The 25,622-nt window shown below is 42.4% G+C and carries 22 protein-coding genes and 1 pseudogene; 10 read left to right on the top strand and 13 right to left on the bottom strand.

Features of this window, described 5'->3' with window-relative positions; genetic code table 11:
• A complete protein-coding gene (locus tag F927_RS09590) occupies positions 1-1,449 on the bottom strand; it encodes a leucyl aminopeptidase (protein ID WP_020846308.1) in 1,449 nt (482 codons plus the stop codon).
• A 155-nt stretch (positions 1,450-1,604) separates the two neighbouring features.
• Here F927_RS09590 and lptF point away from each other — a divergent pair, with 155 nt between their 5' ends.
• The 4 genes from lptF (at position 1,605) to F927_RS09570 (ending at position 6,593) form a co-directional block, all read left to right on the top strand.
• On the top strand, positions 1,605-2,705 hold the full coding sequence (lptF, locus tag F927_RS09585) for an LPS export ABC transporter permease LptF (protein ID WP_004637590.1): 1,101 nt from the start codon (positions 1,605-1,607) through the stop codon (positions 2,703-2,705).
• Positions 2,705-3,775, top strand: a complete 1,071-nt coding sequence (gene lptG / locus F927_RS09580) for an LPS export ABC transporter permease LptG (RefSeq protein WP_004637591.1) — start codon at positions 2,705-2,707, stop codon at positions 3,773-3,775. Before lptF ends, lptG begins: the two co-directional genes overlap by 1 nt.
• Positions 3,776-3,899: 124 nt before the next feature.
• On the top strand, positions 3,900-5,444 hold the full coding sequence (gene gpmI / locus F927_RS09575; RefSeq protein WP_005083971.1) for a 2,3-bisphosphoglycerate-independent phosphoglycerate mutase: 1,545 nt from the start codon (positions 3,900-3,902) through the stop codon (positions 5,442-5,444).
• A 9-nt stretch (positions 5,445-5,453) separates the two neighbouring features.
• Positions 5,454-6,593, top strand: coding sequence for a S41 family peptidase (locus F927_RS09570; RefSeq protein ID WP_005083969.1), 1,140 nt, complete (start codon positions 5,454-5,456; stop codon positions 6,591-6,593).
• Between the two features lie 27 nt (positions 6,594-6,620).
• On the opposite strand, the gene F927_RS09565 is transcribed toward F927_RS09570, so the two are convergent.
• The 6 genes and pseudogenes from F927_RS09565 to gacA form a co-directional block, all read right to left on the bottom strand.
• Complete coding sequence (locus F927_RS09565) at positions 6,621-8,204, bottom strand: IS66-like element ISAba25 family transposase (protein WP_005080579.1); 1,584 nt, start codon at positions 8,202-8,204, stop codon at positions 6,621-6,623.
• A 74-nt stretch (positions 8,205-8,278) separates the two neighbouring features.
• Positions 8,279-8,614 carry an IS66 family insertion sequence element accessory protein TnpB gene (gene tnpB, locus F927_RS09560; protein ID WP_000618091.1) on the bottom strand — a complete coding sequence of 112 codons (336 nt, stop codon included), beginning with the start codon at positions 8,612-8,614 and terminating at the stop codon, positions 8,279-8,281.
• Positions 8,611-8,994 carry a transposase gene (locus F927_RS09555; RefSeq protein WP_001055585.1) on the bottom strand — a complete coding sequence of 128 codons (384 nt, stop codon included), beginning with the start codon at positions 8,992-8,994 and terminating at the stop codon, positions 8,611-8,613. Before F927_RS09555 ends, tnpB begins: the two co-directional genes overlap by 4 nt.
• 165 nt (positions 8,995-9,159) lie before the next feature.
• Positions 9,160-10,590 (bottom strand): sigma-54-dependent transcriptional regulator, encoded by a 1,431-nt coding sequence (locus F927_RS09550; protein ID WP_005083966.1) that lies wholly within the window; start codon positions 10,588-10,590, stop codon positions 9,160-9,162.
• 22 nt (positions 10,591-10,612) lie between these two features.
• Positions 10,613-12,178, bottom strand: a pseudogene (locus F927_RS09545) (sensor histidine kinase).
• A gap of 18 nt (positions 12,179-12,196) precedes the next feature.
• Entirely contained in the window at positions 12,197-12,832 is a 636-nt protein-coding gene (gene gacA, locus F927_RS09540) for a response regulator transcription factor GacA (RefSeq protein WP_005083960.1), read from the bottom strand.
• A gap of 210 nt (positions 12,833-13,042) precedes the next feature.
• Here gacA and pbpG point away from each other — a divergent pair, with 210 nt between their 5' ends.
• Positions 13,043-14,107: a D-alanyl-D-alanine endopeptidase PBP7/8 gene (gene pbpG / locus F927_RS09535; protein ID WP_004637598.1), complete on the top strand. Its 1,065-nt coding sequence runs from the start codon at positions 13,043-13,045 to the stop codon at positions 14,105-14,107.
• Positions 14,108-14,166: 59 nt separating this feature from the next.
• On the opposite strand, the gene thrC is transcribed toward pbpG, so the two are convergent.
• The 4 genes from thrC to xerD form a co-directional block, all read right to left on the bottom strand.
• Positions 14,167-15,306, bottom strand: coding sequence for a threonine synthase (gene thrC / locus F927_RS09530; RefSeq protein ID WP_004637599.1), 1,140 nt, complete (start codon positions 15,304-15,306; stop codon positions 14,167-14,169).
• Positions 15,307-15,364: 58 nt separating this feature from the next.
• Positions 15,365-16,666 (bottom strand): homoserine dehydrogenase, encoded by a 1,302-nt coding sequence (locus F927_RS09525; RefSeq protein WP_005083958.1) that lies wholly within the window; start codon positions 16,664-16,666, stop codon positions 15,365-15,367.
• A 131-nt stretch (positions 16,667-16,797) separates the two neighbouring features.
• Positions 16,798-17,613 (bottom strand): DsbC family protein, encoded by an 816-nt coding sequence (locus F927_RS09520; protein WP_026057273.1) that lies wholly within the window; start codon positions 17,611-17,613, stop codon positions 16,798-16,800.
• A gap of 132 nt (positions 17,614-17,745) precedes the next feature.
• Positions 17,746-18,666, bottom strand: a complete 921-nt coding sequence (gene xerD / locus F927_RS09515) for a site-specific tyrosine recombinase XerD (protein ID WP_020846365.1) — start codon at positions 18,664-18,666, stop codon at positions 17,746-17,748.
• Positions 18,667-18,816: 150 nt separating this feature from the next.
• On the opposite strand from xerD, the gene F927_RS09510 reads away from it, so the two are divergent.
• The 5 genes from F927_RS09510 (at position 18,817) to ftsW (ending at position 23,927) form a co-directional block, all read left to right on the top strand.
• A complete protein-coding gene (locus tag F927_RS09510; protein ID WP_017394530.1) occupies positions 18,817-19,077 on the top strand; it encodes a FeoA family protein in 261 nt (86 codons plus the stop codon).
• A complete protein-coding gene (gene feoB, locus F927_RS09505; protein WP_005083950.1) occupies positions 19,074-20,927 on the top strand; it encodes a ferrous iron transporter B in 1,854 nt (617 codons plus the stop codon). Before F927_RS09510 ends, feoB begins: the two co-directional genes overlap by 4 nt.
• A gap of 12 nt (positions 20,928-20,939) precedes the next feature.
• Positions 20,940-21,191, top strand: coding sequence for a DUF6587 family protein (locus tag F927_RS09500; RefSeq protein ID WP_005083948.1), 252 nt, complete (start codon positions 20,940-20,942; stop codon positions 21,189-21,191).
• A 173-nt stretch (positions 21,192-21,364) separates the two neighbouring features.
• The gene (gene murD / locus F927_RS09495) at positions 21,365-22,723 is read left to right on the top strand and encodes a UDP-N-acetylmuramoyl-L-alanine--D-glutamate ligase (RefSeq protein WP_005083945.1); all 1,359 of its coding nucleotides are present in this window, start codon (positions 21,365-21,367) and stop codon (positions 22,721-22,723) included.
• 10 nt (positions 22,724-22,733) lie between these two features.
• Positions 22,734-23,927, top strand: coding sequence for a putative lipid II flippase FtsW (ftsW, locus tag F927_RS09490; protein ID WP_005083943.1), 1,194 nt, complete (start codon positions 22,734-22,736; stop codon positions 23,925-23,927).
• A 61-nt stretch (positions 23,928-23,988) separates the two neighbouring features.
• Here ftsW and gluQRS read toward each other — a convergent pair whose 3' ends face one another.
• The gene (gene gluQRS / locus F927_RS09485) at positions 23,989-24,921 is read right to left on the bottom strand and encodes a tRNA glutamyl-Q(34) synthetase GluQRS (protein ID WP_005083941.1); all 933 of its coding nucleotides are present in this window, start codon (positions 24,919-24,921) and stop codon (positions 23,989-23,991) included.
• Between the two features lie 2 nt (positions 24,922-24,923).
• Complete coding sequence (gene dksA, locus F927_RS09480; RefSeq protein WP_005083939.1) at positions 24,924-25,457, bottom strand: RNA polymerase-binding protein DksA; 534 nt, start codon at positions 25,455-25,457, stop codon at positions 24,924-24,926.
• Positions 25,458-25,622 lie beyond the last annotated feature (165 nt).

Genomic DNA, 25,622 nt, shown 5'->3' with positions numbered 1-25,622 from the left:
TTAGTTTTTCGCTTCAACACGATTTGCTAAAAACTGCATCAGTAAAGGGACTGGACGTCCTGTCGCACCTTTGGCTGCACCTGATAACCATGCAGTACCAGCCACGTCCAAATGTGCCCAGCGATAGTCACGGGTAAAACGCTCAAGGAAACATGCGGCTGTGATTGCACCACCATGAGGACCACCAATGTTGGCAATATCGGCAAATGGAGAGTCGAGTAATTCTTGATAGTCTTCCATGACTGGCATACGCCATACACGATCGTGTGACTGTTCACCAGCTTGTTGTAATGCTTGGGCAAGCTCATCATCTGGTGTAAATAAGCCACTCACGACTTTACCTAATGCAACAACACATGCACCTGTGAGTGTCGCAATATCAATCACCAACGCAGGATTAAAACGTTTTACATAAGTTAAGGTGTCACATAGAACTAAACGACCTTCTGCATCGGTATTGAGGATTTCAACCGTTTGACCACTCATCGTCGTGACAATGTCTCCGGGACGAGTGGCGCCACCTGAGGGCATATTCTCTGCTGCTGCAATTGCACCCACCACATGAATTGGCAACTGCACTTCACAAAGTGCTTGCATGGTGCCAAGTACGGATGCTGCACCGCACATATCGAATTTCATTTCGTCCATGCCTAAGCCGGGTTTCAGTGAAATACCGCCAGTGTCAAACGTTACACCTTTACCAACAAGAACGACAGGTGCTTGTTCAATTTTTGCATTATATTCTAGCGTGATGATTCGCCCTGGACGGTCTGAACCTTTGCTAACGGCAAGAAATGCATGCATGCCCAAGTCAGCCATCTGTTGTTCATCCAGTACCGTTACTTTTAAACGGTCTGGATATTGTGCTGCAAGAGAAAGTGCTTGATCTGCTAGATATTCAGGAAAACAAATATTCCCAGGGCGATTGCCTAAGTCTCGAGCATAGCTTTGGCCAGATTGAACTGCATGAATCAGATTGAGTTGGGCATCATCTAAAGTTGTCTGGCTCGCAATCAGGTGGATAGTTTCGAGTACAAACGCATTCTTTTTTGATTTGAACTCGTCATAGCCATAAGCAGCCTGAGTCAAGCTTAAAGCAAATAGTGAATGAAGTTCTGCTGGTAGTGCGGATAAATCAACACTAATTTGTTTAAATTTATTTTGTGATGATTTGATAATCGTTTGTGCAAGTTTTGCTAATTTGGTTGCTTTGAGCTCAGTGGCATTTCCAAGTCCGAGTAGTTGGGTGTTACTGTGCTCCGCAACTTTTGCAATTAAAGCTAAGCTTTCATTAAAACTTGCTTTAAAGTGAGTTGCGGTTAAGACTTCTTCTAATTGACTGATTTGGTAGGAGTTTAGATTGGTTTGTAGTTGTTCTGAATCCACCAAAATCCATAAAGATTCACTTGCTGTTTGTGTTGGAAAGGCATGATCAAGAGTAAATTTCATTGTTTGTTTAGAACCTAATCGGTAAAAAATAAAGATAATCTCATTAAACACTTTCAGATATGAGGTTGCAATCCGCAACATGCGATAGGTTTTATATTTTTAACATTCGGGTAAACTAGCGATACCCCTCGATTGGTTTTTTTGGAAGCATTACTTTGATTATTCGACGTTACCTCGTCAAACAAGTGGTGTCCACCTCTTTGGTTGTGACGGCCTTGCTCACTTTGATTATTATGGGTGGGCAGCTCATCAAAATTTTTGGGCGTGCTGCACAAGGTCGTCTCGATGGTGGCGTGCTACTCAGTATTATTGCTTATCGTCTACCTGAGTTCTTAACGCTGATTTTACCTTTGGGCTTTTTCATTGGTTTAATGTTGGTGTTTGGTCGTTTGTATGTCGATCATGAAATGGCGGTATTAAATGGCAGTGGGGTGAGCCGTAATCAGTTAACACGTTTGTTATTACCGATGACTGCTGTATTTTTGATTGTACAGGCGGTACTCATGTGCTGGGGGGCTTCAGCGGGCATAAGAGGTTATCAAAGCTTGATGCAAACTCAAGCGGTACGAGCTGGCTTTGATTTGGTGCGACCCAAAGAGTTTATTTCTTCTGGTTCCTATACTATTTATGCTGGCTCTCTTTCAGAAGATCGAAAAAACTTAAAAGATATCTTTTACTATTATAAATCAGATCGTGAAGACAAGCCTGATCAAATGATTCTGGCGAAAGAGGCTACACGAGTTGAAATTGAAAATGATACTGCGAGTGTTGTCGACTTAGTGCAAGGTCGCCGTTACGAGATTTATCCCAATCAGCCAAGATATACGCAAGCCGAGTTTCAATCTTATCGTTTACGTTTAGAAAATGACAAAGATGTCAACTTTGAAAGCGAAGATGTTGAAGCTTTATCGATGTCGAAGTTGTGGCAAAAGCGTGATGATTTCGTGGTAAGAGGAGAGTTAGGATGGCGTATCTTTGGTCCTTTCGTAATGGTCGTGGCGTTATTCCTTGCGGTCGCGCTCTCTGAAGTGAGTCCACGTCAAGGGCGATATTATCGTCTGATTCCCGCTATCTTTATTTTTGCCAGTTTAATCGTACTAATGATTGCGATTAAAACGCGTATTAGTAAAGAAGAGCTAGATATTTGGGCTTATCCTGCAGTGTTGTTGATTTATGGTATTGCGGCTGCCCTGTTTACGCGTAAACAAAAATTAGCACCTAAAATTAAGAAAAGTATGCAACGAGTGGGGTTGTGATGTTAGCACGTCGAATAGTCGCCAAACATGTAACAAAAACCACGGTACTGGCAATGCTCGGTACGACGTTGGTGCTGTCTTTTTTACAAGTCCTATTTACCTATCTGGGTGAGTTGGGCTCATTAAAGCCAAACTATAATGCGTGGCAAGCATTCCTGTATGTGTTATGGGGTGCACCGCGTTATTTATATGAAATTTTACCTGTCGCTGCTTTGATTGGCTCTGTTTTGGGGTTGGGTGCACTGGCTTCTAATAGCGAACTGATCGTCATGCGTTCGGTCGGGATCAGTCTCTGGCGAATCGTGGGTTGGGTGATGCGGTCAGCTTTATTACTGATTGTTTTATCCTTTACATTGAGTGAATGGGTGATCCCTTATACCAATGAAAAGGCCCAAAGTATTAAAAAACAACGAAGCGTCGCTGCACTAGGTGAAGTTAAAGGTTATTGGTCGAGAGAAGGGCAGCGTTTTACCTATATTGATTATGCTAACTCGCAAGGTCAGTTGCGTAATATCCAATCCATTGATTTTGACGAAAACTACCGTTTACAGTCTTTTGTTACAGCTGAACAAGGGAATTTTGTTAAAGATGGACAGTGGACGCTTGAGCAATCTCATCAGATTGATTTATTGCCTCAAGGGAATGCGATTAAAACAGATCATGCCAACCAAGCACTGGCATTGGCATTGCAACCAAAATATGTCCATATGGTAACGATAGATCCTGAAGATTTATCTCCTACTCAGTTGATCAGTTTTATGCGTTATATGGAGGAATATAGCCAAGTGCCTAAAACCTATGAATTGGCATTTTGGCAGAAAGTGGCCTCACCATTTGCCTTGATTGCTTTGGTGTTGATCGCATGTTCGTTTATTTTTGGTCCCTTACGTCAACAATCTATGGGATTTAGATTGGTGATTGCGCTCTTTACGGGACTCGGTTTTTTCTATCTACAAGATTTTATGGGATACGCGAGTTTGGTTTATGCACCGTCACCTGCATGGTTTGTACTACTGCCAGTGGTGCTGATGTTTATGATCGGAAGCTATTTATTGTACCGAGCAAGATAGCGAGTTGATCGATATGCCTGCTCTATCGCGAACATTGGTGAAAGCCATCGTTAAGATCATAGAGAATTGATGTAAATTTCGGTAAACTATGCCGATCAAATGATAGACAAACAGAGAGTCCATTATGACGGATGCAAATGCTGGCAAAATTCCTCACGTTCTTGTAATTATGGATGGTGTAGGACATCGTGAAGCAGTTGAAGATAATGCGTATTTAGCTGCGCAAACCCCAAATTTGACTGCGATGAAAGCCAAGCATCCGAATAGTTTAATTTCTGGCTCTGGAGAAGATGTTGGTCTTCCTGATGGGCAAATGGGTAACTCTGAAGTGGGGCATATGAATCTTGGTGCGGGTCGCGTGCTATATCAAGATTTTACTCGTATTACAAAAGATATCCGTACAGGGGATTTCTTTGAGCATGAAGTATTGGTGGATGCGGTTGAGAAAGCCAAGGCCGCCAATGGTGCAGTTCATGTGATGGGTCTACTCTCAGAGGGTGGTGTACATTCACATGAAGATCATATCGTTGCGATGTGTGAGCTTGCACTAAAACGTGGGGCAACGGTGTATTTACATGCATTCCTTGATGGGCGTGATACACCGCCACGTAGTGCTCAACCGTCATTAGAAAAATTAGATGCTTTATTTGCTCAATACCCAAATCAAGGACGTATTGTGTCAATGATTGGTCGCTATTTTGCGATGGATCGTGACAATCGTTGGAATCGTGTCGAAGAAGCCTACCGTTTGATGACCGAAGGTGAGGCTATCCGAGTGGCAAATTCAGCAGTTGACGGGCTAGAACAGGCCTATGCTGCTGAAGAAAATGACGAATTTGTCAAAGCAACACGTATCGGCGAGATTGTTAAAGTACAAGATGGCGATAGCCTCGTATTTATGAATTTCCGTGCCGATCGTGCACGAGAAATTACCCGTGCCTTTGTGGAAAAAGATTTTGCGGGTTTTGAACGTAAGGTTGTTCCACAACTCTCAAAATTCGTCATGTTGACACGTTATCAAGCTAGTATTGATGCACCAATTGCGTATATGCCAGAAGAATTAAAAAATTCGATTGGTGAATATTTATCGAGCTTAGGTAAGACCCAATTGCGTATTGCTGAAACTGAAAAATATGCACATGTGACTTTCTTCTTTAGCGGTGGACGTGAAGATGAGTATGTGGGCGAGAAGCGGATTTTGATTCCGTCTCCGAATGTTGCGACCTACGATTTAAAACCTGAAATGAGTGCGATTGAAGTGACGGATGAATTGGTCAATGCAATTAACTCAGGCGAATTTGATCTATTGGTGGTGAATTATGCCAATGGAGATATGGTTGGGCATACAGGTGTGTTTGATGCCGCGGTGAAAGCAGTAGAAACAGTCGATACCTGCCTCGGACGTGTTTATGATGCGGTGATGGCAAACAAAGGGCATATGTTAATTACGGCGGATCATGGTAATGTAGAGCAAATGCAAGACTATGACAGCGGTCAAGTACATACTCAGCATACAACTGAACTTGTTCCATTTATTTATGTTGGCCCTACTCAAGCAACCATTGCTGAAGGTGGTGTATTGGCAGATGTTGCACCAACATTATTACATTTGATGAATATCCCTGTACCGCAAGAGATGCAAGGAAAAAATCTAATTACTTTACAATAAGGTGAGAGAATGACCCCACGCAACAACATTTATCGCGCTGTATTTGCCAGTTTGTTGTTGTGTTGGGGGCATACGCTTGTTGCTGCACCATTATCGGGATGGGGGGAGAATCCACCATCACGAAGTGCTGAAGTACCAATAGAATCAATTCAACAGTTTGTGCAGATCTATGGCATTGTCCGAGACAATTATGTTGAAAAAAAATCAGATGATGCATTATTTCAGCAATCGATCAAAGGCCTAGTCAGTGGCTTAGATCCCTATTCACGCTATCTGTCAGCTGAAGAATATCGTCAGTTGATCCAATATACGGAAGGCGACTTAGCTTCAGTTGATTTCAATCTAGGTTTTGATCAGCATAGCAAATTATGGAAAGTTCAAGATCTCAAAACAGGGTCGGATTCAAATAAGTTAGGTCTGAAAAATGGACAGGCGATTCTTAAAATTGATAATCAAGAATTAAAAAGTTTAAATCAAGATCAAGTACAAGGTTTGCTGTATGGTTCGATTGGTAGCACAGTACAGATATTACCAGAGAACACCACAAGTACTGTGATTTTGGTGAGAAATAAAAAAGTAGAAACAGATATCGAGCCAGTATTGCTATCTAATCAAGTGCTAGTGCTTAAAGTTAAAGTTTTTCAACAAGATACAGCTAATGAGATTAAGCGACTAATTGAAGAATTTGGTTCACCAAGATTGAAAGCAGTGGTCTTGGACTTAAGAAATAATCCAGGTGGTCTCCTTTCTGCTGCGGTTGAATCTGCGGACTTATTTTTAAATCAGGGCTTGATTGTTACCACAAAGAGTCGTTCTGAAGGTGGTCAACAATTTCAAGCTTTGCCATCGAAGGAGTTTCAAAATCTGAAACTAGGCGTGTTGATTAATCGGCGTTCAGCTTCGGCAGCGGAAGTTTTTGCAGCCGCCTTAAAAGAGCATAAACGTGCATGGGTTGTTGGGGAAACCAGTTATGGCAAGGGCGTGGTGCAAAAGCTATTTCCGCTACCCAATGGCGCTGCTTTGCAAATGACGGTTTCACATTATTACACCCCCAATGGTTTAATGATTGAGGGGCAAGGAATTCAACCAAATCAGAGCTATGCTTTGCAGCCAGAAATGAAAGAGGAATATTACTTAGATCATATGTAAGCGTCCGCTGAATCCCATACCTATTTTTTAATTCGATTTAGGTTTCCAGCAGTGCGGCAGCAATTCTTCAATTTGGGTCACTTTGTGTGTCGGTAACCTTTTCAGCACATCACTTAAATAGGCATACGGATCCAAGCCATTCAGCTTTGCTGACTGGATTAAAGTCATGATGTTTGCCGCTCGCTGACCACTGCGCAGCGAACCTGCAAACAGCCAGTTCTTGCGTCCCAACGCCCAGGGACGCATCTGATTCTCTACCCAATTGTTGCATATCGGTAGATTGCCATCATCCAGATAGCGGCTTAAGGCTGGCCAACGCTTCAGAGTGTAATTGATAGCCTTGGCGGTGGGAGAACTCGATGGCACTGTCAGATGATGTTGGTTGAGCCATTCATATAGTTGTTGCATCACTGGTTGACTATGCTGTTGTCGGTATTCGCGGCGGTCTTCCGCTGTACCATCGGTCTTTTTCCTGAGTTCTGCTTCTATCGCATACAGTTTCTGAATCAGCACTAAGGCCTGTTCAGCAACCTGACTTTTCCCAGTTACATGCAGTTCATGGAATTTACGACGTGCATGGGCCATGCACCCCACCTCAATCACCTGGCCTGATTTAAAACGTGCTTTATAACCACTGTAATCATCACAGACTAGATAGCCCTGCCAGCCTTTCAAGAACTCTTCAGCATGCTGGCCTGAACGACTATCCTGAAAGTCATAGATCACCGCCTGAACTGGATTATACTGTGTGGTGGCATAGGCCCAGACATAACCTTTCTTCGGTTTTTTATTATTCTCACCCATCCGCATGATGGTGACCGGTGTTTCATCTGCATGCAGCACCCGCTGTTGCAGCACCACCTCTTTTAAGGCATTGGCCAGAGGTTCCAGTTCTACACCGCAGCGACCTATCCAGTCAGATAAAGTGGATCTGGAAAGTTCGATGCCCGCCCGCTGATAGATCAGGCGTTGACGGTACAGCGGCAAATGATCGGCATACTTCGATACCAGCACATGGCTGAGCAATTCAGGTGAAGCAATGCCTTTATCAATCACATAGGCGGGCATCGCTTGCTGAGTTAGAGTGTCACACTGATCACAGACCCATTTACCACGCACATGCTGTTCCTTATAGAACTGTGCCGGTCTGAAATGCAGTTTTTCACTGACATCTTCGCCGATACGACGGAGTTGGCAGCCACAAGCACATTGGGTTGATGCAGGTTCATGCTCAATACGGATGGTGTGTAGATGATCTGGCAGTGGTCGACGTTTAGGTTTATTGGTTTTGGCTTTCTGTGTCGCTGCATTGGTTTTATCTGCATTTAGCCGTTCCAGTTCTAGATCAACCGCGGCAATATCTTCTTCAACCGCTTCATCCCACAGATGGATTTGTTTTGCCGTTAAGTGTTCATTCTTTTGGGCGAATTTGTGCTTTTTAAACAGCGCCAGTTCATGCTCGTATTTTTGATTGAGAATAGAAAGATGTTGAACTTTGGCATCCAATTGTTGGTTTGATTGTGCTAGAGACTGATGCTGCAGCGCCAACTGCCTGGTGAATTCCAGCAGTTGTTCATGGGTCAGTTGGCTTAAGTCAGGCAGCGTATTCATGACCGCAGTATGCCTGAGGTCATGAGAAGAATGAAATAGAACGTTTGGAGAATAGCAGAATGGTCGAGCCTGGTTTAAAGCATCGTCACCACCTGCTGTCGTCCAATGCGCTGCCAGGGCAAACCTTGGATCAGTGCCTGTAACTGTTCCGGGCTGAGGGCCACGGTTTCACCTTGGTGAACTTGAGCCCAGTGAAATTTGCCCTGTTCCAGCCGCCGGGCACACAGCCAGATGCCCAATCCATCATGTACCAGCACTTTCATGCGATGGCCACGTTTATTACAGAACAGGTAAGCACAATGCGGTTTGATGTAGCCAAAGGCTCTCACCACCTGAGCCATGGTCGTATCCATACCTGCACGCATGTCCATGGGCTGAGTAGACAACCAGATTTCATCAATGCGGATCATGTTGCAAGTGCCTTGAGTAATTCTGCCAAGGCAGGTATTTCTGATGTCTGCCATTTTAGCTGAATATCATTATTCGTATGAGGCACGGTGATACACAACGTGATCCTCTCATCAATAGGTTGGCTGATTGCAGCAGTGTAAGGCAAAGCAATAAATGCTGGATTCACATGAGTAGGATCCTGCACGGCACCCTCATGATGGCTGAAGATCCTGATCCAACGACTGACAAGGTTGGCATTAATACTATGTTGCAGTGCGACCGAAGCGATCGAGGTATTAGGATTTTTGCAGGCATTGACAATACTGAGTTTGAATTCTTTGCTGTATTTTCGGCGTTTTTTAGCAACAGGAGGTGTTGCTGAATATATATCCATGTTCATGGATTAAGTCCCCACTTGTTTTTAGGTGGGAACTAAATTAAGGCTTATAGGATCGCTTGGTAAGGCTGTGTTAGCCGGATGCTTACGATCATATTTCAGATTTAGTGCTAAAAAGCAGACTTTAGAACTAAAAAAACCTCGATCCATAGATCGAGGTTTTTTTAGTTAGGTGTCATCTTCTTCAGTATCTAATCCGAATTTTTTCAAACGATAACGCAAGGAACGGAAGGTCATTCCGAGTTTCTTCGCGGCGAGCGTTCGATTCCAATGGGTTAGATTTAATGCATTAAGTAGCACTTCTTTTTCAATATTTTCTAAATAACGCTCTAAACCTTCAGGTGGAAGTTTTTTCGAACTTGTGCTTGGGCTGGTGTATTGTGGCTGCTCAACTTCTTCTTGGCTATAAGATGGCGCTGATGGCATTGAAATTGGACTGCGTAATGGCGCTGTTTGTAAGTGCGCTAAATCAATCGTTTCATCATCGCTGAGCGTGATTGCACGTTCAATAATATTGCGTAGTTCGCGCACATTACCAGGAAAATATTGTTGTAATAAAAATTGCTCTGCACGAGACGATAACGTCTTGGCAGGCAGTTCCCATTCTTGGCAAATTCTTTGGATAAAATGATTCGCTAATAACAGGATGTCCTGTCCACGTTCACGTAATGGTGGGAGTACAATATCCATAACGTGGATACGGAAAAATAAATCCTGTCGGAATCGTCCTTGCTGAACCAGTAGCTCAAGATCTTGGTGACTGGCACTAATCACACGGAAATCGACATCAATTTCTTGGTCTGAGCCTACAGGGCGGATTTTCTTTTCTTGCACTGCACGCAATAATTTTACTTGCATGTTGAGTGGCAGTTCAGCGATTTCATCGAGAAATAAACTACCGCCATGTGCTGATAAAATTAAACCTTGTTTATCTTGGGTCGCCCCAGTGAAACTGCCTTTTTTGTGCCCGAAAAGCTCGCTTTCCATCAGTTCTGTTGGAATTGCACCGCAGTTTATGGCAATAAAAGGCCCTTCACTACGATTACTTAAGCGGTGAACCAAGTTGGCAACAACTTCTTTTCCAGTTCCCGACTCCCCGGTGATAAAGACAGGCGCTTGTGATCGCGCGATTTTCTTTAATGCAATGCGCAGTTGTTGAATTGGCGCAGAACGTCCGATCAGTAGTTTATTTTCTAGGGCTGTTTCAGCCGCTTCTTGCTCAGGTCGTGGTCGATTCAATGCTTTTTGAATCAATTGATCCAAATGCACTTGGTTGACTGGTTTGCTAACGAAGTCAAATGCCCCAGCTTTTAATGCTGCAATCGCAATGTCCATATTGCCATAGGCTGTCAGCACAGCGATCGGAGTATTTGGGTAATTTTGGGTGACATGTTGGACGAGATCTAAACCGTTGCCGTCTGGAAGATTTAAATCAGTTAAACATGCATCATATTGAAATTCAGTAAAGAATTTTTTTGCTTGCTCTACACGATAAGCCAAATGTGTCTTAATTCCCATACGCGCAAGTGTCATTTGCATGAGAAGACACAAGTCCTCTTCGTCGTCTACGAGCAAGACGAGTGGTTGTTTAGTTGCCATTTCCCCGAAAAACCTAATCTAATCAATTAATTATTGAGCATTCAATCCTGAAGCATGCTCCTTGTTGTCGCTCTACATAAGTGAGCTTTGCATGATTCGCCTCACAGAAACTATGAGACAAATACAATCCTAAACCAGTTCCTTTGATTTCGGTACTAAAAAATGGTTTAAACAGTTGAGAAAGGTCTCTTTTTGCTACCCCTAAACCAAAATCGATAACATCAATTCGAACTTTAGTCTCTTCAGCGTGTACTTTAATTTCGATATAAGGTATATCCGATGCGTTGTGTCTTAATGCATTTCTCACCAAATTGATCAGCACTTGGCGCAACTGTTTGTCATCAAATAAGATTTGAATATTCTCTGAAAGCTCTAATTGGATCATGTGTTTGACATCGACTAGATCCTCTTCAAATAAACTTTCAAAGAACTCCATAAGATGAATATTTTGTGGTTCAGTCGGTTTATTGCGTGCCATTGCCAAAGTATCTTCTACAATCCGATCGATACGTTTTGCTTGTTTACGAATCATACGAGTGAGCATTTGTTGTTGATGCGCATCGCTTTCATTAAACAGCTCATTGGCTTGCACAATCGCGGCTAAAGGATTGCGAATTTCATGTGCAATACTGGCAGAAAGTTGTCCGAGCGCTGCGAGTTTAAGTTGTTGTACACGCTGAGTTAATTTCTGAGCATCTTTGAGAATTAATAAAACTAATGCTTGTTCAGGTACGACCAAATGTTTGACACGTACATGTACGGTATACAAACTTTGTTGTGACTCAAAAGTGAACTCTTCACCATCTTCTAGGTCACTGAATTTGATCAGTTCAAATAGATCGGGTTGCCATTTGATTAAGGGCGTTTTTTCATGGGAAACAGGTAAATGAATGCCTAATAATGTATTGGCAGCAGGATTGGTTAAAACAATATGATTACTTTCATCTAAAACTAGATATCCATCCTCAATTTGCTCCAAGATATAACGGTTAATATTTTGGAGTTGATGAATTTCAATGGATTGATGAAAAGTAAGGGCTTCTAAAATTTAAAAACGCTGTACTGCAATACGCCCTATGGCATATACCACCAAGAATAAAAATACCAACAGCAGGCTATTACTGAGATGGTTTAAATTGTTGTAGTCAAATAAATTTCCCAGAAAACGCTGATACACAATCATGATAACAGCGAGCAGCGTTACTACTAGAGAAAGCTGAGCATTCAATAAAATTGCCGAGGCAAAAATAATAATGACATAAAGCAAACTGAGCTGTAAGTTTGGCCCACCTGTTGCAAAGGTAATGGTACTTAAACAGATGACATCGACGAGAAAGATCGCAATCAGCTGTTTATTCACGTGAGCCGGAAATAATTTAAGAAATAAAAGCTGACTGACATTTAATGCAATATAGACAATCAGCGTATAAGAATACAATGTTGGGTAAAGATAATTGGTGGTCAGTTGCTCAGCAGTTAACAAGAAAATGAGCAATAGGCAAACGGAAATAATGAGGCGATATCCGCTATACCACATCCCAAGCTGGTAAATGGTTTGTGACACCGAAGATGCAACTTTTCCCAACATAGGCAATTCACAACGGTTTTAAGGTTTGATCAGTCCATAACGAATCGCAAGATGGGTCAGTTTGACATCACTGTCAATTGCCAATTTCTCAAAAATACGATAACGGTAGGTATTTACGGTTTTTACACTAACAAAAAGTTTATCAGCAATCTCTTGAGCACTTATACAGTTTACAACCATCATTGCCACTTGCATCTCACGTTCAGACAATGCATCAAAAGGAGATTGTTGTGTATCAGATAAATATGAGCTGGCAAGCTGTTCAGCAATATCAGCACTGAAATATTTACCACCGAGCATGACTTTATTAATGGCTCGAACCATTTCAGCAATCGGTGCGCCTTTGGTGATATAGCCTTTTGCACCCGCTTTTAAAAGTAATGATGGATAGGGTTCTTCAGCCAAACCGCTCACCGCAATTACTTTGGTATCAGGTGCGGTTTGTAACAAACGTCTTGTGGTTTCAACACCACCAATACCCGGCATGTTGACATCGAGCAGAACAACTTGAGGATGTTTCTGACGGACTAAAGCAATTGCTTCTTCGCCAGACTCAGCTTGTCCTACAACCTCAACATCGGGGTGGTCTTCTAACATACGACAAATACCAGTGCGTACGAGTTCATGATCATCAACAACGAGAACAGTGATCAAGAAGACCTCCTTTTTATCAAAAAATTGGTTTTTTGTTACATAAAGCAAAATTAGCTTGCAATGAAATGACAAAATTAGCAATGCTATTCTTCATTTTTAGAGAATAGTTGTACACAATTGTGTCTATAAAAGCTTTACCCAATATGCTCAAATGTAAGGCATAATGATAGTAAGCGCAAATGTGCAGCACCTTGAGTTGAGTATTGTGTCGTGAAAAATGCTAAAAAATCTGTCATGCATGTATTAGGCATGTCAATCTTGTTGGCGTGGAGTTCAACAAGTTTTGCTGAGTTAGTGGTCAATAATAATTCAGCAATTTCGGGTAATAATGGTTCAGCCTCAATGAGCTGGTCGGCGAATGACGCCAGTCAATTGATGAATGATGATGAGCCATTAGATTTGAGCCCAGTAGGTTCGACCTCGGTGACCACAACGTTACGTAGTGGTGGTTCAGCGACGATTACCTCTTCGACCTCACCTCAACAAAGCGTGCAGATCCGTGACACGGTGGGCTATAGTAGTCAACCTTCAGTCAATGCACGTGCGGCATTGGTGATGGATGCTCAAACAGGTGAAGTATTATTTAGTAAAAATACCAACACAGCGCTACCTATTGCTTCGATTACTAAAGTGATGACTGCTGTTGTCACCGCAGATGCTCGTTTAAATATGTCTGAAGAAGTGACTTTGCAACAGATCGATTTTGCAGGGGCGGGTGGCAAGAACTCTAGTTCTACACTACGTGCTGGCGATAGTATGAATCGCGCTGAACTTTTGTTGTTTGCTTTGATGAAATCTGAAAATCCAGCAGCAGCTGCATTAGCTCGTACATACCCAGGTGGGCGTACGGCTTTCTACGCAGCAATGAACAGTAAAGCTAAACAACTGGGTATGACTGCGACACATTTTATTGAGTCTACGGGTTTGCATCCAGGCAATGTTTCTTCGGCACGTGACTTGGGCATTTTAGTCAGTGCAGCTTCACAGTATGGTTTGATTCGTCAATTCTCAACCACACCGACCTATGATTTCAATTTAGGTTATCGTGTATTGAAATCAAATAACACCAATGCTTTAGTTCGTAATGGTGGATGGAATATTAACCTTTCTAAAACAGGTTACATCAACGAAGCTGGACGTTGTGTCGTGATGCATACTACAGTCAATTCGCGCCCTGCAGTTGTGGTGCTATTGGGTGCACCAAGTACTCAAGCACGTAATAGCGATGCAACTAACTTATTGACCTGGTTAAATACTCTACCAAAACGCGTTTAAGCTTTTTCAACGTATAAAAAAACCAGTTGCAGGCAACTGGTTTTTTTATCAACTCTATTTTACATATTTGAAAGGATAGAGTCTTTAACTTGATCCATTGTTGCATCGATTGACAACATAACGGCATCAGCACACTGCTTGATTGCTGTGTCAGGATCTTTTAGACCATTACCTGTCACTGTGCATACGATCACAGAACCTTCAGCAATTTTACCTGCTTTGATATCGCGAATCGCACCACCAATAGAAGCTGCTGAAGCTGGCTCAACAAATACACCTTCATACATAGAAAGCAAGCGCTGAGCTTCTAAGATCTCGCTGTCTTGAAGTTCATCAAACCAGCCTTTAGAGTCACGTACGACAGCCTTAGCATGGTTCCAGCTTTGTGGATTACCAATACGGATTGCTGTTGCAACTGTTTCAGGGCTTTCAACTGGCGCACCACGAAGGAATGGTGCAGCACCTGATGCTTGATAACCGACCATCGTTGGTAAGCCTTCTGGTTTTGGACCAGTAAATTGATCTGTTGCAGCATCATAGATCACTTGTTCAAACTGATCAGCCGGTTGGTTTGCGACAGCTTCTGTATAACCCATCCAGTGTGCAGTGATATTACCTGCGTTACCTACTGGCAAGCAGTGGTAATCAGGTGCGCGACCTAAAGCTTCAACGATTTCATAAGCAATGGTTTTTTGACCTTGTAAGCGGTATGGATTGATTGAATTCACAATCGTTACAGGTGCTTGATCTGCTACTTCTTTTACAAGACGCATACCATCATCGAAATTACCACGAATTTGCATAGTAATCGCGCCGTACATCATGGCCTGTGCCATTTTCCCCATTGCAATCTTGCCTTCAGGGATTAAAACAAAAGCCTTGATTCCTGCACGTGCTGCATAGGCTGCAGCTGCGGCTGAAGTATTTCCGGTAGAAGCACAGATAATTGCTTTTGAACCTTCTTCGACTGCTTTGGTCACCGCCATCGTCATACCACGATCTTTAAATGAACCCGTTGGGTTAAGCCCTTCGTACTTCACATAAATTTCTACGTTTTTGCCAATCAGACGTGGAATATTCTCTAATTTAATTAGAGGCGTGTTTCCTTCACCTAGAGAAATAGCACGTGTAGTTGCAGACACAGGTAAACGGTCACGATAACGATCAACAAGACCAGTATAACGATTGGCATTCGACATGATGGTGTTCCAATATGAGGTAGAGCGGGGTGAGGGAAGGCATTTTCCCTCAACCTGATTAACTATCGAGCGATTCTAAACGAATTCTCACAATTTCGCCATGAATTGCAGGCAAAGCTTGAATTTGTGCAAGTGCTTCATCCATTTTTGATTCAACAATTGGATCGGTTAAAATCACAATTGGGATGAGATCTTTAAGACGAGACTGTTGCATGATAGCATCAATACTAATCCCTGCACGACTTAAGATCGCCGTAACATCAGCCAAGACACCTGTTTGATCTTCGGCATTCAAACGAATGTAATATCCAGTCGTCATTTCTTCACGACTGAGAATCGGCATATCGGTGAGTGCTTCAAATGCAAGTTGTGGAATTGTTCCAGCGCCATCTTCTGTGTAAGAAATATCACGTACAATATCAATGACATCTGCAACTACAGCAGAAGCTGTAGGCCCTGCGCCCGCACCCGCACCATAATACAAGGTTGGACCGACAGCATTGGCTTGAACCAAAACAGCATTTTTAACGCCATTGACGTTAGCAATCAGTTCTTCTGCAGGAATTAGAGTTGGGTGTACGCGTAACTCAATACCTTTTTCAGCGCGACGTGCAATTCCCAAATGTTTGATACGGAAACCAAGCTCTTCGGCATACTTGACATCTTGTGCCGTAATTTTGCTGATACCTTCGGTATACACCTTGTCAAACTGAAGTGGGATACCAAATGCACAAGACGCTAAGATAGTAAGCTTATGTGCTGCATCGATGCCCTCGACATCAAAGGTTGGATCTGCTTCTGCATAACCAAGTTGTTGGGCTTCAGCAAGGACATCCGCAAAGGCACGACCTTTCTCACGCATTTCTGTGAGAATAAAGTTACCTGTGCCGTTAATAATTCCTGCCAGCCATTCGATATGGTTCGCTGCGAGACCTTCACGAATCACTTTAATAATTGGGATACCACCTGCAACAGCAGCTTCATAGGCGATTTGTACGGCATTGTCTTCAGCCGCTTTAAACAGTTCATTGCCATGTTCTGCAAGTAATGCTTTGTTCGCTGTTACTACCTGCTTACCATGTTTGATCGCTTCCATGATGAGTTCATAAGCAGGATGAATTCCACCCATTACTTCAACAACGACATCCACATCAGGTTGGCGTACGATTGCCATCAGGTCATCGCTTTGCTGAATTCCTTCTAGTTGTAGATCTGGACGTGGACGGCGAGTGCCTACGTGTGTAATTTGAATTTCTCGACCGGTACGGCGTTTAATTTCAGCAGCATTTTCTTGTAGTAGTTTAAGGGCACCACCACCAACAGTACCAAGACCGAGTATCGCCAGACGAACTGGTTTCACGTCACACTCCATTTTATTCAATCATTTTAATGAAGCTTGATCATAGCTAAAAAAATGCGCAGACACTAGGGCTAAGATCATCTTTAATCTGTCGCCCAAGTCGTTCAATTTTTGAATGCTAGAAGCATTGGTTATTTGTTTAAACGCTGAACGATTTCATCAGCCGTCATATAACCACCTAAGTACTCACCTTCAACGTTATAAATCGCTGGTGTGCCATTTACGCCCATACTAAGTCCCAACTGATATTGATCTCGGACAGGGTTTTTACACTCGGCTGAGGCAACGGGTTGATCTTGGATTGCTTGCTCAAACGCTGCTTTGCGATCAGTGCTACACCAAATGGCTTGCATGGTCGGCATGAATTGTTCACCACGTGGCCATGCGATATAGCGGACTTCGATGCCTTTGGCTGTGATTTCCGGAATTTGTTCATGTAAGCGATGGCAGTAAGGGCAGCTTGAATCGGTGAAAACGTAGACGATATGTTTGGCTTTTCCGCTTTTGGCTGGATAGACAATCAAATCTTCGGTTTTTAAGGTTGCGAGATGCTTTTTATTTTCTACAGCTTGCAATGCATCGCCGACATTGTGCAATTGTTTATCACCTAAGCGAATAACATCACCTTGGATAATGTATTGACCATCACTCGTTGCATAGACAGAGCCCATGCCATCAAGATTGACCCAAAACAAATTAGGGACTTCGGTTTTTTGTACGGCGATGATTTTAGCGTTAATTTTGGCAGCTTTGAAATGTTTGTCTAAAGTCGAGATTAGTCGTTGTTGTGCATTACGTTCATTTAATGTTGAAGCCTCGCCCGTTGCTGGCGTACTTGCTGTCAGCGTATCTTGTTTTGGGGTCGCGTTATCTTTTGAGCAAGCACCTAATATTAATGTTGATGCCAATGTACAAGCCAGTACTAATCTAGACCGAGTAAACACCATAAAGAACCTTTTTTTCATACTGTATTTATAAACTCGCTCAAGCATATCAAAAAAATGCAATAACATCGTTAAATCTTGCATCGTGTCTGTGAATATGTTGCAGTTTATTTTTAGTGTTAAGCAACAGACATATTAACCTCTCGGATGATATTGATGATGCAAGGCTTGCATTCGATGCTGAGCAACATGGGTATAAATCTGAGTGGTAGAAAGATCACTGTGTCCGAGTAGCATTTGAACGACACGTAAGTCAGCCCCATGATTGAGTAAATGTGTCGCAAATGCATGTCGTAAGGTATGGGGGGAGAGCTCTGCTTGAATATTGGCTTGCAGCGCATAACGTTTAATTGCATACCAAAAATTTTGGCGGCTCATAATTCCGCCATGCTGAGTTAAAAACAAATAATCCGTATTGCTCTTATATAACTGAGGGCGAGATTCTGCTAAATATTTTTCGATCCAATCACAGGCATATTGCCCTAGTGGAACGAGACGTTCTTTATTGCCTTTGCCTGTAATACGCACAAACCCTTGTTTTAAGTTGATCAACTCTAAACGTAGATTGAGTAATTCTGATACACGTAATCCACAAGCATAGAGAACTTCAAACATTGCACGATCACGTAAGCCTAGCGTTGTACTGATATCTGGTGCATTGATTAAGGCCTCAACATCTTGTTCAGATAGATCTTTGGGTAATGCACGACCAATTTTAGGTGAGTGGTGTGAGGCAACAGGGTTATCTTCTCTTAGTTTTTGCTCGCGTAAGAATTTATAAAATTGGCGTAGGGCAGATAGGCAGCGTGCGATTGAGCGAGGACTTTTCCCTGCTTTGGTTAACTCAATTAAAACATCACCGATATCCTCACTAGACCACTGCGGTAGTGAAACTGTTCGATGTAACTCGCTGCATTGAATCAAATCAGATAAATAAGCATTACGTGTATGAGGGCTTACAGTTTGTGCAACTAAATAATCACGAAAACCCTGCAAAAAACTTAAATTTTCTGGGATAGAAACGGCAGTAGGAATACGTGGTTTTTTATTTAACATAATTGAATAAATTGAGGTTCTCTGTTGGCACTGTAAAAGAAAAAAAACATATTGTCGATCTGTGCATTGGCTAAATGCCATTGAGATTGCTTTTGGTAATTATTCTCATTTGTCTGTATACTTGGTGAAAACGGTTTATGGTGAAATGTGGTGCGTTTATCAGCATTAAAAGTCAAGCAAACAGCGATGATTACCAAAGTTAATCGCTTAGTCGATGATACGGAACAGACAGACCTTGTAGCTGTTCGTTTAGAGAGTCTAGGCTTTGTGCCAGGTACACAAGTACAGGTGATTACCAAAGGTATTTTTGGTGGTGACCCGATCCTGATCCAGATAGGTTTTACGCGATTTGCATTGCGTAAAGCTGAAGCCGATAAAATAGAAATTCAACTTGAAGGAGCACCTGCATGAGTGATGCGTTACGTGTTGCCCTTGTGGGAAATCCGAACTGTGGTAAAACTTCATTATTCAACCATTTAACAGGAACACGTCAAAAAGTTGCCAACTACGCGGGAGTGACAGTTGAGCGTAAGGTTGGGCATTTTCAACTTCCTTCTGGGAAGAATGTTCGAGTGCTAGATTTGCCGGGCACTTATAGCTTAAAAGCAACTAGCCCAGATGAAGAAATTACCCGTGATGTTTGCCAAGGTAAAATTGCAGAAGAAGGTCATCAAGATGCTTTCTTATGTGTTGTAGATGCGACTAACTTAAAATTGCATCTGGGTTTGGTCTTAGAAGTGATCGAGCTTGGACGTCCTGTTTTAGTGATATTGAATATGATGGATGAAGCGCGTCGTCGTGGCATTCAAATCAATACACAAAAACTATCGGAACGTTTGGGTGTTCCTGTGGTGGAAACTGTTGCTGTTCGCCGTGCAGGTGTCGAAAATCTATTGCATGCCCTTGATCAAGGTAACTACAGCATTCCAAAAACTGAATTGAGCGGTTTGACGGGCGATCATCATCAAAAGATCGAAGTGATTTTTAACGATGTGGTTAAGTTTGTTGATCAGGAAGATCAGCGCACCAATTTCCTCGACAAAATTTTCCTACATCCAGTGCTTGGTTTGTTGAGCTTAGCAGTCATGATGTTTGTGGTTTTCCAAGCAGTTTTTGCTTGGGCCGCACCATTCATGGATGGGATTGAAGAGTTTTTTGCTTGGGCCGGAGAGATTTTAGGTGATCATATTAGTCAACCTTTGCTCAATAGTTTAGTGGTTGATGGGATTATTGCTGGGGCAGGGAGTGTTCTAGTTTTCTTGCCACAAATTCTGATTCTGTTTTTCTTTATTTTAGTATTGGAAGAATCGGGTTATTTACCTCGCGCAGCGTTTTTACTTGATAAGTTAATGTTTAAAGCTGGTTTGAGTGGGCGTGCGTTTATTCCGTTATTGTCTAGCTTTGCTTGTGCAGTGCCAGGCATTATGGCGACACGTAGTATTAGTGATCCACGTGATCGTTTTACCACGATTATGGTTGCGCCATTGATGACTTGTTCAGCGCGTTTACCTGTGTATGCACTATTGATTGCTGCCTTTATCCCAAGTCAAACCGTGTGGGGGATTTTTAACCTGCAAGGTTTGGTGTTATTTGGTTTATATATGGCAGGGATCATTAGTGCTTTATGCGTTGCCTTTGTGACAAAATTTTTGCAAAAAGATAAGTCGCAACATGCATTATTGTTAGAGCTACCAAGTTATCGAATTCCTAACTTCAAAAGTGTGGCGATCGGTCTGTTAGATCGCGCTAAAATTTTCTTAAAGCGTGTGGGTGGAATTATTTTCGCTCTTTCGATTTTATTGTGGTTCTTATGTACTTTCCCTCAAGCACCTGAGGACGCAACGCGTGCTGCAATTGATTATAGTTTTGCGGGAATGATTGGGCATTTGTTACAACCAATTTTTGCTCCACTTGGCTTTAACTGGCAAATCGTCGTTGCATTGATTCCTGCAATGGCGGCACGTGAAGTTGTGGTTGCTGCCTTGGGAACGGTATATGCATTGTCTGGTGTGGATGATGATGCGATTGCCGATGGTCTGGCGAATTTAATTAGTGCCGATGGATCAGGTTGGTCACTTGCAACAGGATTATCGTTATTGGTTTGGTTTATCTATGCTCCACATTGCTTAGCCACTCTAGCAACTGTACGCCGTGAAACAGGTTCTTGGAAACATGTGGGTGTAATGACCGCTTATCTGTTTGGGTTGGCTTATTTGATGTCTTTCTTTACCTATCAAATTGCATCTCGCATTTGGGGTTGATTGGAGTGCCTTATGTTTGAATACCTGATTGTCGCTGTATTGGTACTGTGGAGCACTATCGTTGTATTTAAGAAAGTGTTTCCTCAAACAGCAAATTCAGCGTTTAATGCTTTATCAAACTTGTGCCAACGTTTGGGTTGGCAACGTTTAGCAACATGGTTAAAACCTAAGATGGTTGCCGGCTGTGGTGGAGGTTGTGGTTGTTCAACTGATGAAGCAGACAGTAAAAAGGCAGCGCCAATACAAACTGTCAAATGGCGTTAAAAAATAAGGATTGCCCATATCAAGATATGGGCAATTTTTTTGCAACTTTAATGTGTTGAGCTTTTACGCACTGACACAAAAAAGAGTGAATAAAACTAAAACTGAAAAAGCATTTAAAACAGTAAAGTGCTAACATTTTTGCCATTCCGTGATCCGTAACAAATGGGGCAAAAATGTTAATACAACGTGGTGGATTAAAAGTTGTGGCTGGCTTGGGTATTTCAGGCGTATCAGCAGTAAACTTTCTGCATGAACAAGGCTACCAAGTTGCAGTCACGGACTCTCGAGCAACACCGCCCGGACATGATCAAATTCCTGAAAACATTAAAAAAAGCTTTGGAAAGCTAGATCTGGATCTATTGCTACAAGCCGAAGAAATTATTTTAAGTCCAGGATTGGCACCCCAACTACCAGAGATCCAACAAGCACTTGAAAAGGGTATTCCCGTTATCAGTGATATCCAATTATTACGTCGTGCAACAGATGTTCCAATTGTTGCAATTACTGGATCTAATGCCAAAAGTACAGTTACAACTTTATTTGGCTTGATGGCAAAGGATGCAGGAAAAAAAGTGGCTGTAGGTGGTAATTTAGGTCGTCCAGCATTAGATTTACTCAAAGATCAGCCTGAACTCATTGTGTTGGAGTTATCTAGCTTTCAGTTAGAAACGACCTCACATTTGAATGCGGAAGTGGCCGTGTTGCTGAATATGAGTGAGGATCATCTAGATCGTCATGGCGATATGCTCGGCTACCATAAAGCAAAACATCGTATCTTCCAAGGTGTGAAAAAGGTGGTATATAACCGTGATGACAGTTTAAGTCGTCCACTCGTTCCTGATGTCACACCGATGCAGAGTTTTGGTTTAAATGCACCTGACATGAATCAATATGGTGTACTTCGTGAAGCTGATGGGAGCATGTGGCTAGCCCGTGGTCGTGAACGTTTAATCAAAACCTCAGATTTGTATATTCAAGGAATGCACAATGTTGCAAATGCCTTGGCATGTTTGGCGTTAGGTGAGGCGATTGGTTTACCAACGCAATCGATGTTGGAAACATTACAACAATTTAAAGGGTTAGAGCATCGTTGTGAATATGTACAGACGGTTGATCAGGTGCGTTACTACAATGATTCTAAAGGCACCAATGTTGGCGCAACACTCGCGGCAATAGAGGGACTGGGTGCTGCAATCGAAGCAAAACATGGCAAATTGGCACTGATTTTAGGTGGTCAGGGTAAAGGGCAGGATTTTAAGCCTTTGCGCAATGCGATACAGAAATACGTTAAAACTGTTATTTTGATCGGTGAGGATGCTGCCATGATTGAGCAAGCCCTACACAATACAACCCAGATTCAGCATGCGAGTAGCTTGAAGCAGGCGGTCGATATTGCCCATCAGGCAACACAAGCTGAAGATGTGGTTTTGCTTTCACCTGCATGTGCAAGTTTTGATATGTTTAAAAGTTATAATGACCGTGGTCATCAATTCGTGGCATGTGTGCATGCCTTGAATGGTAATAAAAATTAGGAATAGAATTATGGCGGATTTAGCCCAAAACACGGCGCAAAAAATTTCGCAATTATTGAGTCGTTTACCAAAACTTCCAGCAGAAATGACGGCGCGAAATATTCTTATTTTTTGCGTGATTTGTTTATTGTGCTTTGGTTCAGTGATGGTGGCATCTGCTTCGATGCCTTATGCAGAGTATATTCATGAAAATCCATTTTACTTTCTAATCCGTCACGGCATTTCTATTTGTGTGGCTGGTATCGTGGCTTTTCTAACGTATCGAATATCGCTCAATCTATGGTTTAAGAATGCCTTTTTATTGTGGTTGATCACGATTTTATTATTGCTAGCGGTTTTGGTGATTGGTACAGAGGTCAATGGTGCGCATCGCTGGATCAAGGTCGGCGGTTTTACTATACAACCAACGGAGATTGCCAAAATTGTTATGGCAATTTTTACGGCAGATTATGTGGTTCGCCGTGCTAAAGAAGTACGTACACATTGGAAAGGACTGCTACGTCTAAGTGGTGTGATGGCGTTAACGGTAGGATTCATCGTTGCGGAACCTGATTTGGGGGCAACGGTGGTGATTGTCTTGATGATGGTGGGTGTCTTCTTTTTGGCAGGCGCACCAGCGACCCAGTTTTTAATCATGTTGGGTGCGATTCTCGCTGGCATCAGTGCGTTGATTATCTTCGAACCGTTCCGTTTTCAGCGATTGATTTCATTTACTAACCCTTGGGCTGATCCTTTGGGTGTTGGATATCAGTTGTCTAATGCTTTGATGGCTTTTGGGCGTGGGGAATGGTTTGGAACGGGTTTAGGACATAGTGTGCAAAAACTGTCTTATTTACCTGAAGCACATACGGATTTTATGTTGGCGGTATTGGGTGAGGAGTTTGGTTTTGTTGGTGTAACCTCAGTGATGATTTTGTCATTCACCATGCTTGCATGCTGTATCAAAATTGGACACCGTGCATTACAGCATAACTACCTACGTGCGGGTTATTTGGTTTATGGAATTAGCATTATTTTCTTACTGCAAATTTTGGTTAATGCAGGTATGAATATGGGCCTTATGCCAACCAAAGGTTTGACATTGCCGTTCATTAGTTATGGTGGGACATCTTTAATGATGTGTGCAGCGATGATTAGTTTGATTCTAAAAATTGATGCCTCGACTCAAGAGCATAATCCTGTCAAAGAAGAGTCGAACTTCTAGTTGTTCTGAGCTAGGATTGAAACTAGAAAGCCCTTAATGCGAATAAGGGCTTTTTTATTATTTATTGATATACACCAGAAAGATAAATGCCTTGTGGGATGAGACTCACATCCCATTGTTGTATCGCTTGCTTAAGCATAACGTTAGGTTGGTCGAGATCGACATGGGGCTGACCGAGTGCCAAAATGGCATGTTGTAATAATTCAGGCGCTTTTGAAAGTTCAAGCGGTTGAGCCATATTCTGCTTTGATAGTTTTTGGCCTTGATCATTCATTGCTAATGGCAGATGCATATACTGCAAAACAGGATAATTCAGCACCGAAGCTAACCAGATTTGTCGTGCTGTGTTATCTAGTAAATCTGCGCCTCGAACAACATGGGTAATCCCTTGTAAAAAATCATCAACGACAACAGCGAATTGATAGCTAATAATGCCATCACGGCGTTTTAATATGAAATCGCCTAAATCATGTTGAAGGTTGGAGCATTGTTGGCCTTGTAGGCGGTCTTCAAAACAGATGCGTTGATCAGAGACTTTTAGGCGAATAGCTTGTTGGGAAAAATCTAAGTTAAGCTCTCGACATGTACCTGCATAAATATGGTTCGAGCCGAGAATTTTCCGTGTGCACTGACATGCATAAATCGCGTGAGTTGTTTTGAGTTGTTCCAAAACCTGTTCATAGTACGCTAAACGATCTTTTTGAAATATTATCTCGGCGTCAGGTTGGAACTGGAAGGCATCGATACAAGCAAGAATATGCGCTTCGCTATTTGGATAGATGCGAGGAATGTCAGTATCTTCAATCCGAACCAACCATGTCCCCTGATTGGCTTTAGCATCACAGTAACTCGCGACTGCGGTGAGCAAAGATCCAAAATGTAAAGGACCAGTAGGGGATGGGGCAAATCGACCTGAGTAGCGAATCAGCGAAACATCGTTTCGCTGATTCGCAAGAGCCGAGCTGTGCTCGGCTAGAGCATTCTCAACAGTCACAATTATCCGTTGTTTTGCTTTTCTTTGATTTCAGCCAAAGTTTTGCAGTCAATACATTGGGTCGCAGTTGGGCGCGCTTCTAAGCGGCGTAAACCAATTTCGATACCACAAGTTTCACAGAATCCATAATCACCCGCTTGAATTGCTTCAAGAGATTGTTCGATCTTGCGAATCAGTTTACGTTCACGATCACGTGTACGTAATTCGATGGCAAACTCTTCTTCTTGTGTTGCTCGGTCATTGACATCAGGTAATGCTGTTGATTCATCTTGCATGGTATTCAAGGTACGATCAACTTCAGACATTAACTCAGCTTTCCACGCATCTAAAATTTGGCGGAAATGCTCAAGTTGCCCATCAGACATGTATTCTTCATTTTTCTTTGGCTGATAAGGTGCGATACCAAATAAACTTGCAGTGGTTCCACCTTCCGCAGCCTTGGCTTTGGTTTTACGCACACGTTTTACAGGCGCTTTTTGCTCATCAATCACTTCGGTTTGTTCATCCAAGACTTGATTTTGGTTGTCATTCGCCATAAAGGGCATTCCTCATCTTACACGTACTATCTATACGCAAAAAATATGGTGCTATGCAAGTGTTTTTATAGAAACCTGCGATGGTTTTTTCCATCAGGGGTCGTCATCATATAGAGTTTTTTCGCAAGATGGTAGTCATTCATGTCTAGATTTGGTGAGAAATCA

The organism is Acinetobacter haemolyticus CIP 64.3 = MTCC 9819 (assembly GCF_000369065.1).
Lineage (GTDB): Bacteria > Pseudomonadota > Gammaproteobacteria > Pseudomonadales > Moraxellaceae > Acinetobacter > Acinetobacter haemolyticus.
This window is presented reverse-complemented; position numbering and strand designations above follow the sequence as displayed.

What these genes read in the sequence shown, in the direction of transcription:
- F927_RS09590 (WP_020846308.1), bottom strand. Translation starts at nt 1,449, where the DNA reads ATGAAATTTACTCTTGATCATGCCTTTCCAACACAAACAGCAAGTGAA.
- lptG (WP_004637591.1), top strand. Translation starts at nt 2,705, where the DNA reads ATGTTAGCACGTCGAATAGTCGCCAAACATGTAACAAAAACCACGGTA.
- gpmI (WP_005083971.1), top strand. Translation starts at nt 3,900, where the DNA reads ATGACGGATGCAAATGCTGGCAAAATTCCTCACGTTCTTGTAATTATG.
- F927_RS09570 (WP_005083969.1), top strand. Translation starts at nt 5,454, where the DNA reads ATGACCCCACGCAACAACATTTATCGCGCTGTATTTGCCAGTTTGTTG.
- F927_RS09565 (WP_005080579.1), bottom strand. Translation starts at nt 8,204, where the DNA reads ATGAATACGCTGCCTGACTTAAGCCAACTGACCCATGAACAACTGCTG.
- tnpB (WP_000618091.1), bottom strand. Translation starts at nt 8,614, where the DNA reads ATGATCCGCATTGATGAAATCTGGTTGTCTACTCAGCCCATGGACATG.
- F927_RS09555 (WP_001055585.1), bottom strand. Translation starts at nt 8,994, where the DNA reads ATGAACATGGATATATATTCAGCAACACCTCCTGTTGCTAAAAAACGC.
- F927_RS09550 (WP_005083966.1), bottom strand. Translation starts at nt 10,590, where the DNA reads ATGGCAACTAAACAACCACTCGTCTTGCTCGTAGACGACGAAGAGGAC.
- thrC (WP_004637599.1), bottom strand. Translation starts at nt 15,306, where the DNA reads ATGTCGAATGCCAATCGTTATACTGGTCTTGTTGATCGTTATCGTGAC.
- F927_RS09520 (WP_026057273.1), bottom strand. Translation starts at nt 17,613, where the DNA reads ATGGTGTTTACTCGGTCTAGATTAGTACTGGCTTGTACATTGGCATCA.
- xerD (WP_020846365.1), bottom strand. Translation starts at nt 18,666, where the DNA reads ATGTTAAATAAAAAACCACGTATTCCTACTGCCGTTTCTATCCCAGAA.
- feoB (WP_005083950.1), top strand. Translation starts at nt 19,074, where the DNA reads ATGAGTGATGCGTTACGTGTTGCCCTTGTGGGAAATCCGAACTGTGGT.
- F927_RS09500 (WP_005083948.1), top strand. Translation starts at nt 20,940, where the DNA reads ATGTTTGAATACCTGATTGTCGCTGTATTGGTACTGTGGAGCACTATC.
- murD (WP_005083945.1), top strand. Translation starts at nt 21,365, where the DNA reads ATGTTAATACAACGTGGTGGATTAAAAGTTGTGGCTGGCTTGGGTATT.
- ftsW (WP_005083943.1), top strand. Translation starts at nt 22,734, where the DNA reads ATGGCGGATTTAGCCCAAAACACGGCGCAAAAAATTTCGCAATTATTG.
- dksA (WP_005083939.1), bottom strand. Translation starts at nt 25,457, where the DNA reads ATGGCGAATGACAACCAAAATCAAGTCTTGGATGAACAAACCGAAGTG.